Consider the following 4,473-nt stretch of genomic DNA (forward strand, 5'->3'; position numbering starts at 1 on the left):
CGCCGCGTGCAGCAGCTTGGCATCGGTCCGGAAGGTGATGGCCTTCGGCTGCACCGTGGTGTCCACCGTGACCCGCTTGAGGTCCTGGCCGCGTAGCGCGCCGGCCTCGTGCGCCACTCGCAGGCTCTCGGCCAGCAGCAGCTCCAGCTTGTCGCCGAGCCGCTTGCGCCAATGGCTCAGGTCCGAGCGCTCGTGCGGGAAGGCGTGTTGGAATAACTCCTCGCCGCTGAAGAACTGGAAATACGGGTCGTGAACCCAGCGCTCGCACACCCCCTCATCGGACAGCCCGTAAATGTGCTTGAGCAACAGCAGCCCGATCCTGAAGCGGGTCTCAATGCCGGGCCGGCCGTTCTCGCTATAGAGCGGCGCGATCTCGCCGTCGATCCAGTCCCAATCGACCTTGCCGGCGAGCTGAACCAGCTCGTGCTTCATGTTGATGATCTGGTCCAGCCGCGCCCGGAACAGGTCGTTCGATCCCGTCGTCTTGTGCTTCTTCGGCCGCATCGCTCCCTCCGATGCACCACAGAATCATGGTCTGCAGCCAAATGGAATCCACAAACGAAATTGCAGGGTTTGGCGGCCTCAACCACCAATTCCCTGCAATCTCAAATGCCGCCGTAGCCGGAAAACAGACTCTCGCTCAATCGCTTAGAGGCTTGTTCACGGACGACGGCCTAAAGCTTCATGAAACCGCTCAAGGCCGAGGGGGTCAACGGCAAGGCCTTCGCCGATCTCAACGACGCCCGTCGCCGCCTCAGCAGCTTCATCGCGGAGGTCTACAACAAGGAGCGCCTGCACTTGGCACTCGGATACCAATCGCCCCTTGAGTTCGAAACCGCCTTCGCGCAAAACAATGCGCGGTAACGCATCGTGACAACCCCGCTGTTACTGTAATTATCGTGTCTCACTTCAGGGGTGCAGTCCAGCACTGTCACCGTATTTCCCGGGTGATCCCAAGCTCGAACCGAGAAGAATGCCTTCTCCGTTCACTATGAGCCTAGTCGCTCTCATTTCTAAGTTGAGAAGGACTCGTTGGCCAAGTTCGTTGTAGAATCTGAGCAACCTTCATAGTTGATACCCCTAATTGATCAAACTGATCCATGATGATGTTCGCAAACACCTCATCGGGATATCGATCTGGCTGGGAGAAAAGCAAGCTTACCAATTGTGATTGGATTCGATTTTGCGCTTCATTGAACTTTCTTAATGATGCGGGATCCTCAACACCGTCCCCCTGAGCATATGTTCCTCGCGCAAGGAGACTGATGTCCAATAATAAGCGGGCTAGAAACCGCGCTTGATTCCGCTCGTCCAAGCCACAGTACGCCGTTGCGAAAGCTGATCTGGAAAGATTCATCAGTGCGTATCTCTCGGAAGGGAGTCAACGGGATATCCGCGGTTTCGCAGGATGTAATATCTGGTATTTCCATTCATTATGGTTCCGTCTGGCTTCGCTTTTAGCGACTCTGGCAGGCCTGGCTGTAGTGAATCGACAATGGCTTGATTGTCCTGTTTCGACCAATAATCATAGGAGGATTTATTTCCTCTTGTAATCGTATCCTCTGAATGCAGCGGCCTCAATATTGAGGTTGAATTGCGAGGCGCGACGAAGTCTCCCTGGTCACTACCGGGGCCAATTGCTGCGCCCGGCCCTCGTGCTGCTGATTGAGGGATGTGGCCCTCTGTGGCGCCGGAACATTCCTCAGGACTTCCGGGCATCATGCAGGGCTCGACCGCATTAAAGCTATCTCTTGGATTTCCCTTCTGAGGTTCCGGATTTCCTTGCGGCTCTAAAGCTGCCGTTCGTATTGCTTCCGCCGATGTCTGCGCTAAATATTGGAATCCCGCAGTCAGGGCACCGTTAGCAAACTTTCCGCCGCCTGCGATTGAGGCAAGGCCGCCGGCAGTGGCTTGCATAAGAGTACCGCCGATAAGGTCACCAGCGTTGTGGAGCGGGTTCTGGAAAACAGTTCGTGTTACCGGAGAGAGCGCGGAACCGACTCCAGCCGCTAAGGCGCCGGATTGGCATGATCCGCCCGACGCGACGGAAGATGCGCACCCCACGGCCGCGTTGGCGCCAACAGACGCGATATATCCGCCCGGATTCGAAGCGAATGAAGGCGTCGGTCCGATCTGTGTGAATGCAAAGGAGGTAACTGCCGCTATTGCTGCAGCCTTCAGTATCTGCCCCAGATTGCCACCAGACAAACCTGTCACGACGGCAGACGCAATGGCAGCGGCGGCCACTGGCCCGATTGGCGTGAATGAGAGCACGGCCGTAATAGCAACCTGCAAGAGCGACATGAAGTTGTTCTTGATGAAGTTACCGACCGCGGTGAAGGCCTTACCGATCCAGCCGAACCAGTTCGAGAACCAGCTGAACCCATTGGGATCTGTGAAGGCGAGCGGATCGTTGCCGACGTAGGAGTACCGGTTCCAGCCCTGCATGTTCATGGGGTCTGTGACCGTCGGGTCGGCACTGGTGAACCTTGCCAGCAATGGATCGTAGACGCGGCCGTTCAAGTGCACGAGGCCGCCGATCGAGAGCTGCTCTTCGCCGGTAAAGCCGCGTGTGGACTGGCTGGTGATGCTGCCCGTGGTGTCGTCGGTGCCGTTCGGATTGCGCCGCTTGCCCCAGGCGTCGTAGCTAAGACGCTCGACGACCATCGCGTTCTCGTCGGTGATCACCGAGATCGAGCCGAGATGGTCGACGTGGAAGTAGCGCGTCGTCAGCGTGGCGGACGCGGTCTGGAGAGTACGCATGCCGACCTTGGCATTGCCGACGGCGAGATAGTCGGTCCACTTCTGCGAGGCCGTGCCGGGATTGGTGACCTCTGCCAGCACGCCAAACCCGGCGATGTAGAGCGTAGTGCCCTCCGGCGTCACCTGCTTGAAGCGCTGGTGCTCGGTGTCGTCGACAAAGCTGATGGTGCGGGTGCCCTGTGTGATCGACGCCGGCTTGTTGTAGGACGTCCAGGCGATGGTGCGGTTCAGACCTGAGGTCTGATTGCCGTTGAGGTCGTAGGTGAAGGTGGTCGAGATCAGACCAGAGGTGATGCTCGAGACCGCATGCGGCCGCGCTTGGCCGGCCGCCGGATAGTTGTAGGTGCCGACATCGGACTTTGTAAGCATGTTGCCGATGGCGCTGTAGGTGAAGGTCTTGGCCAGCGGCGTCGGCGTCAGATTGACCGTCGAGGAAGTCAGACGGTTCAGCGTGTCGTAGCTGAAGGTCTCGCTGAGGTTGGTGTTGGCGTCGGTGCGTGATAGCGGGTTGCCGAGCCGGTCATAGGTATAGCCGAGATTCTGCACCGCAGTGCCGGCGCCGCTGCCGGTGGTGAGGCCGCTGAGCCGCCCGGTGGTCGCTTCAAAGTTACGGTTGGTGACGAGGCCGTTGCCCGAGGTAAGCTGGGTCAGATGCCCTTCGGCATCCATCGCGTTCGCGGTCCAATAAGCAAAACTGGTCGCATCGTCGGCGAGCTGGTTGGCAAAGCCGAGCGCGTTGTAGCCGTAGCGCGCGGTGAAGCCGGAGGGGTAGTTCACCTTGCTGATGCGGCTTTGGGCGTCGTAGATCGCGCCCATCACATAGGTCGCACCGTCGACGGTGGTCGAGACCTGCGAAGGCCGGCCAAGCGTGTCATAGGTGACGCTGCGGCCAAAACCGCTGCCAGCGCCCGCCGTGATGCCGGACGACGCCAGCTTGCCGATACCGTGCGCCGCGGTGTCGTAGGTCCAGACGCTGGTCACGTCGGCCTCGACCCGCTGCACCAGACGGTCGAGCTTATCATAGGTTAGTGTGGTGACCTGACTCTTGGCGTCGGTCTGCGTGACGAGCTGCCCGAGCGTGTTGTAGGTGTAGGTCCAGTGGCCGAGATCGGGATCATTGCTGGCGATTTTGCGGCCGCGCAAATCGTAGGTCGCGGTCACGATGTTGCCGGCAGCGTCCGTGGTTTGAAGCAGATTGCCGACCGCGTCATAGACATAGGTCATGACGCCGCTCTGGGCGTCGGTGATCGAGACCACCTTGCCCTGGCTGTTCTTGACCACCGTGCGGGTCTGGTTCAGTGCGTTGGTCGCGACCACGGAGAGGCCGTGATAGGCGGTCGACGAGACGCTGCCGTCGGGCTTGGTCTCGGTCAGCACACGACCGAGTGTGTCGTAGGTGTAGGTGGTGTATTGTGGTGTGCCGCCGGTCAGGAAGTAGGGTCGGCCGGTCTGGGTCAGACGGCCGAGGGCGTCATAGGTTCGGGTCGCACGCACCACGGAACCGTCAAAGCCCTGGGTCTGTCGTGCGATCTCGCGCTCGAGCTGGTCGAAGAACACCGTCACGTAGGGCCCGATGACTGTCGTGCCATCGGACGCGTAGGGTGTCTCGGTGATGAGATAGCTCGCTCCCGACACGCATGAAGCGGTACCGCCGTTCACACCGCTGCAGAACGCGTAGATCCACTTGGTCAGAGTGCCGTCGGCGCGGGT

General features: G+C 59.7%; 3 protein-coding genes. 1 reads left to right on the plus strand and 2 read right to left on the minus strand.

Annotated features, from left to right (window positions below; translation table 11 throughout):
• Positions 1–504 (minus strand): transposase (locus NLR35_RS33555; RefSeq protein WP_257170825.1); only part of this gene is annotated, 504 nt, incomplete at its 3' end.
• A gap of 180 nt (positions 505–684) precedes the next feature.
• On the opposite strand from NLR35_RS33555, the gene NLR35_RS33560 reads away from it, so the two are divergent.
• Positions 685–864 carry an IS3 family transposase gene (locus NLR35_RS33560; protein WP_257170826.1) on the plus strand — a complete coding sequence of 60 codons (180 nt, stop codon included), beginning with the start codon at positions 685–687 and terminating at the stop codon, positions 862–864.
• A gap of 492 nt (positions 865–1,356) precedes the next feature.
• Here NLR35_RS33560 and NLR35_RS33565 read toward each other — a convergent pair.
• Positions 1,357–4,473, minus strand: a 3,117-nt coding sequence (locus NLR35_RS33565) for an RHS repeat-associated core domain-containing protein (RefSeq protein ID WP_257170827.1), incomplete at its 5' end; no start/stop codon positions are given.

Source organism: Bradyrhizobium sp. SRS-191, from assembly GCF_024586915.1.
In the GTDB taxonomy this organism is placed as follows: Bacteria; Pseudomonadota; Alphaproteobacteria; order Rhizobiales; family Xanthobacteraceae; genus Bradyrhizobium.

Coding starts and splice junctions, on each gene's coding strand:
- NLR35_RS33560 (WP_257170826.1), top strand. CDS start 685: ATGAAACCGCTCAAGGCCGAGGGGGTCAACGGCAAGGCCTTCGCCGAT.